The sequence below is a fragment of the Microbacterium sp. Kw_RZR3 genome (assembly GCF_029222405.1).
Lineage (GTDB): Bacteria > Actinomycetota > Actinomycetes > Actinomycetales > Microbacteriaceae > Microbacterium.
Genome location: NZ_JARHXC010000233.1, coordinates 1 through 4,222, shown reverse-complemented (window position 1 = coordinate 4,222; position 4,222 = coordinate 1). Strand labels below are relative to the sequence as shown.

The window sequence follows — 4,222 nt, the reverse complement described above, 5'->3', positions numbered from 1 at the left end:
CTGGAGATCTGCGACACCGCACCCGAGGGGTCCTCCAGGGTCGTGTCGACCAACACCACCTTGATGCCGGCGGCTTCGGCCGCCGCGATGGGCGCCTGCATGGCGGACACGTCGGTCGGCGCGATCAGCAGCGCGTCGGGCTTGGACGCGACCACGGCGTCGACGATGGGCTTTTGCAGGGTGGGGTCGAACTTCTCGGGGCCCTGGGTGGTGACGGTGGCGCCTTCGGCCTTGGCTTCGGCTTCGATGCCGCACTGCATGGAGATGTAGAACTCATCCCCGGCGACGCCCTGCACGAACGCGATCTTGTAGCCGTCTGCGCCGGCCGAGGCTCCACCGGAGGAGGCTCCGCCCGAACAGCCCGCGAGGGTCAGAGTCGCTGCGATGCCGAAGACCGTCAGTGCGGTCGCCTTGCTGTTCCACTTCATTGTGATCACCGTTTCTTGGTTCGGGTTGTGGGGTGTTGTGTGGGTGGGGAAGGGATGCCGCCGCGGCTCAGCCGCGCCGACCTCCGCTGACGAACTTGCGCCAGAGGCTCTGGGTGTTGCCGCGCATGGCGGCCGAGCGGCGGACCTGGTCGACGTAGACCGCGGCGATCAGCACCGCGCCGACGGCGACCTGCTGCCAGAAGGGCTGGACACCGGTGATGACGAAGCCGTTCTGCAGCACCGCCGGGATGAAGAGGCCCACGACCGTGCCCATGATCGTGCCGACCCCGCCGAAGAGCGAGGTGCCGCCGATCACGACCGCGGCGATGACGTTGAGGTTGGTCTGTGACTGACCGGCGATCGCTGTCGTCGAGAACTGCGAGAGCGACAGGATGCCGCCGAGCCCGGCCAGGGCACCCGAGATCGTGTAGATCTTGATCAGCTGAGCGTCGACCTTGACACCGACGCGACGGGCAGCGATCTCGCTCGACCCGACGGCCAGCGTGTACAGGCCGAATCGGGTGAAGTGCAGCACGATCGCGCCGACCACGACGACGACGAGCGCGATGACGCTGATGATCGGGACGCTACCGAACACGTTGCCGTAGCCGATCGAGACGGTCAGCACCGTGGGCACGTCGCGGATATCGACGCCGCCGGTGAGAATCTGCGCCAGCCCCAGGGCCATGCCGAGCGAGCCCAGCGTGACGATGAGCGGCGGGATCTTCGCCTTCGCGATGAGGAAGCCGTTCAGCAGCCCCCAGCACACTCCGCTGAGGATCGCGACGAGGATGCCGACGATCGCGACGCCCCAGCCCTCGCCGCCCATCGCCCGCATGACGATCGCGGCGACGACGCCGGAGAACACGAGGACCGACCCCACCGACAGGTCGATGCCGGCGGTGATGATCACGTAGGTCATGCCGACCGCGAGGACGGCGAGGATCGAGGCGTTCTGGATGATCAGGCGGAAGTTGGTCCACTGCGCGAACGAGTCGGGCGCGATGATGCTGAAGACGATGATGATCGCTAGCAGTACCAGGAGGATCTGGAACGCCTGGGTGCGCAGGACCCGGCGGACCGGGTTGATTCTCTGGTTGTCGTCGAGCGTGCCGATCGCGACGGTCTCGGTGGGGGGAGTCGTGGTGCTCACTTCTGGTCGTCCTTCGTGACGGCGCCGGTCATGAGCCCGACGAGTTCTTCCATGGAGGTGTCTTTCGCGTTGATGTTCGCGACGCGGGTGCCCAGGCGCAGGACCTGGATGCGGTCGGAGACGTCGATGACGTGCGGCATCGAGTGCGAGATGAAGACCACGGCGATGCCCTTGTCACGTACCCGGCGGATGGTCTCGAGCACGTTCTTCGTCTGACGCACGCCGAGCGCGGCGGTCGGCTCGTCGAGGAAGACCACGCGCGAGGCCCAGTGCACCGCGCGGGCGATCGCGATGGCCTGGCGCTGTCCGCCCGACATCTCGCCGACGGGGGAGGTCAGGCTGCGGACCGTGGCACCCAGCTCGTCGAACGCGGCGCGCGAGGCCTTGGCCATGTCCTTGGTCTTCATGAAGCCGAGAGCACCGGCCAGCCCGGGGCGACGGATCTCCCGACCCAGGTACATGTTCTGCACCGGGTCGAGGTGGGGGGCGAGGGCGAGGTCCTGGTAGACGGTCTCGATGCCGAGCGACGACGCGACCTGCGGGTTCGACATGTCGATCGGCTTGCCGTCGAAGAGGATCTCGCCCTCGTCGACCGCGAGGTTTCCCGACAGCGCTTTCACGAGCGTGGACTTGCCCGCGCCGTTGTCGCCGATGAGCGCGGTGACCTCGCCCGGGTAGACCTCGAAATCGACGTTGTTGAGGGCGCGGACGGATCCGAACTGGCGCGACAGGCCCCGCGCCTGCAGCACCGGGGTGGTCGTGGTGGTGCTCATGAGGAAGCTCCTTCGTGATGTCCGACGACCCGGCTGGGAGCGTCGGTGACGGTGATGACGAGATCGGCGCGGTGGCGGCCCCGCTCGACGATGAGGGCGTTGGCTTCGTCGACGTCGCGGACCCAGGCGACAGCCTCTTCCCGGGGGTGGCCGTGCGAGAGGCGGCGCGCCACGAGGCGGTCGCGGCGCGCGTCGGCGTCGACGTCGAGGAACCAGGCCTCGTCGAGACGGGATGCCACGGCATCCCACCCGAGAGCGTCGTGCAGCAGGTAGTTGCCCTCGGTGATGACCAGCGGGACGTCGGCCGGGACGAGGACCGCGGAGCCGATCGACTCCTCGAGGTCGCGGTCGAAGCGCGGGGCGTACACCGCGTGGCCGGCGCGGATGCGATCGAGCAGAGCGATGTAGCCCTCGACGTCGAATGTGTCGGGGGCGCCCTTCCGGTCCCGGCGGCCGAGCCGTACGAGCTCCTCGTTCGCGAGGTGGAAGCCGTCCATGCCGACGAGAACGGCGTCGGCGCCGAGAGCGGCGAGCAACGCGTCGCTGACGGTGGACTTGCCCGCGCCCGGGGTGCCCGTGAGCCCGAGAACGCGACGCTCGCCCGAGTCGACCAGCCGGCGCGCTCGGGTGACGAGATCGTCGAGGCGCAGGGTCGCGGCGGCGGGCGTCGCGGCAGTGGGCGGGGTGTGGGTCACGGCGGTGTGGTCCTTCCGGGCGACGCCGCACGTCGGAGCGCTGCGTCTGTGGAGCGTGTCCGGCGGGGATGGCCGCCGGTCGAACTCCGGTTACGGTAAGCCCGCCATGTCACCGGTGTCAACACCCGTGATCAATTCGTCATGACACCGAAGTCATCCGCGTGATTCTGTGGTTATCATGGGCCGCGACGACACCGCCGTCGTCCTTGCCTCCAGGACCCGCGAAAGAGCCCTCCCATGACCGAACTCACCGACCGCACCATCCTCGTCACCGGCGCCGGTGGCGGTATCGGCGGCGCGACCGTGCGCCACCTCGTCGCGGCGGGCGCCACCGTGCTCGCGGCCGGCCGCACGGCCGACAGCGTCGCCGCGATCGCCGCCGAGACCGGCGCCGAGCCCGTCGTGTTCGACCTCGAGTCCGAGGACGAGATCCGCACGGCCATCGAGGGCCGCGACATCTACGGCGTCGTGAACTGCGGTGGGTGGGGCGGCGAGATCGCCACCCCCATGGAGACCGACATCGATGTCTTCGACAAGGTCATGAGCATCAACGCGCGCGGTTCGCTGTTGGTGACCAAGTACGCGTCGCGCGAGATGATCCGCGTCGGCAAGGGCGGCGCGATCGTCAACGTCTCGAGCCAGGCCAGCCTCGTCGCCCTCACCGGGCACATCTCGTACGGCTCGTCGAAAGCCGCGCTCGACAACATCACGCGCGTCTCGGCCCTCGAACTGGGCGGCTACGGCATCCGCGTCAACAGCGTCAACCCGACCGTCGTCATGACGCCGATGTCGGCCTGGTACTGGGGGCGCCCCGACATCGAGGGCCCCTTCCTCGAGGCGATGCCGCTGCACAAGTGGGCGACCGAAGACGACATCGCCGCCCCGATCGTCTTCCTTCTCAGCGACGGCGCCGCCATGATCTCGGGCGTCTCGCTCCCCATCGACGGCGGCTACTCCAGCCGCTGAACGGATGCCACTCCGGCGGCGGCGCGGTGGGCGTCGCCGCCGGGGTGGTGGCATCCCGCGCCTGTCCGCGGGCGACGCGCCCCGGTTGCGGGCGACGCGCCCCGGTTGCGGGCGTCGCGCCCCGGTTGCGGGCGTCGCGCCCCGGTCGTGGGTGTCGGTCAGGCGCGCTCCCGCCCCGCGCAGCACCCACCCCACCCGCATAAACGC

General features: G+C 69.3%; 5 protein-coding genes. 1 reads left to right on the top strand and 4 read right to left on the bottom strand.

Features of this window, described 5'->3' with window-relative positions:
- The 4 genes from P2P98_RS13215 to P2P98_RS13200 all read right to left on the bottom strand — a co-directional run.
- A partial coding sequence (locus P2P98_RS13215) for a substrate-binding domain-containing protein (RefSeq protein WP_275800421.1) occupies positions 1-428 on the bottom strand: 428 nt, incomplete at its 3' end.
- Between the two features lie 67 nt (positions 429-495).
- Entirely contained in the window at positions 496-1,581 is a 1,086-nt protein-coding gene (locus tag P2P98_RS13210) for an ABC transporter permease (RefSeq protein WP_275800419.1), read from the bottom strand.
- Complete coding sequence (locus tag P2P98_RS13205; protein ID WP_275800417.1) at positions 1,578-2,354, bottom strand: ATP-binding cassette domain-containing protein; 777 nt, start codon at positions 2,352-2,354, stop codon at positions 1,578-1,580. Before P2P98_RS13205 ends, P2P98_RS13210 begins: the two co-directional genes overlap by 4 nt.
- Positions 2,351-3,049 (bottom strand): nucleoside/nucleotide kinase family protein, encoded by a 699-nt coding sequence (locus tag P2P98_RS13200; protein ID WP_275800414.1) that lies wholly within the window; start codon positions 3,047-3,049, stop codon positions 2,351-2,353. The genes P2P98_RS13205 and P2P98_RS13200 overlap by 4 nt, the downstream gene beginning before the upstream one ends.
- A 237-nt stretch (positions 3,050-3,286) precedes the next feature.
- On the opposite strand from P2P98_RS13200, the gene P2P98_RS13195 reads away from it, so the two are divergent.
- Positions 3,287-4,015, top strand: coding sequence for an SDR family oxidoreductase (locus P2P98_RS13195; RefSeq protein WP_275800412.1), 729 nt, complete (start codon positions 3,287-3,289; stop codon positions 4,013-4,015).
- Positions 4,016-4,222: the final 207 nt, after the last annotated feature.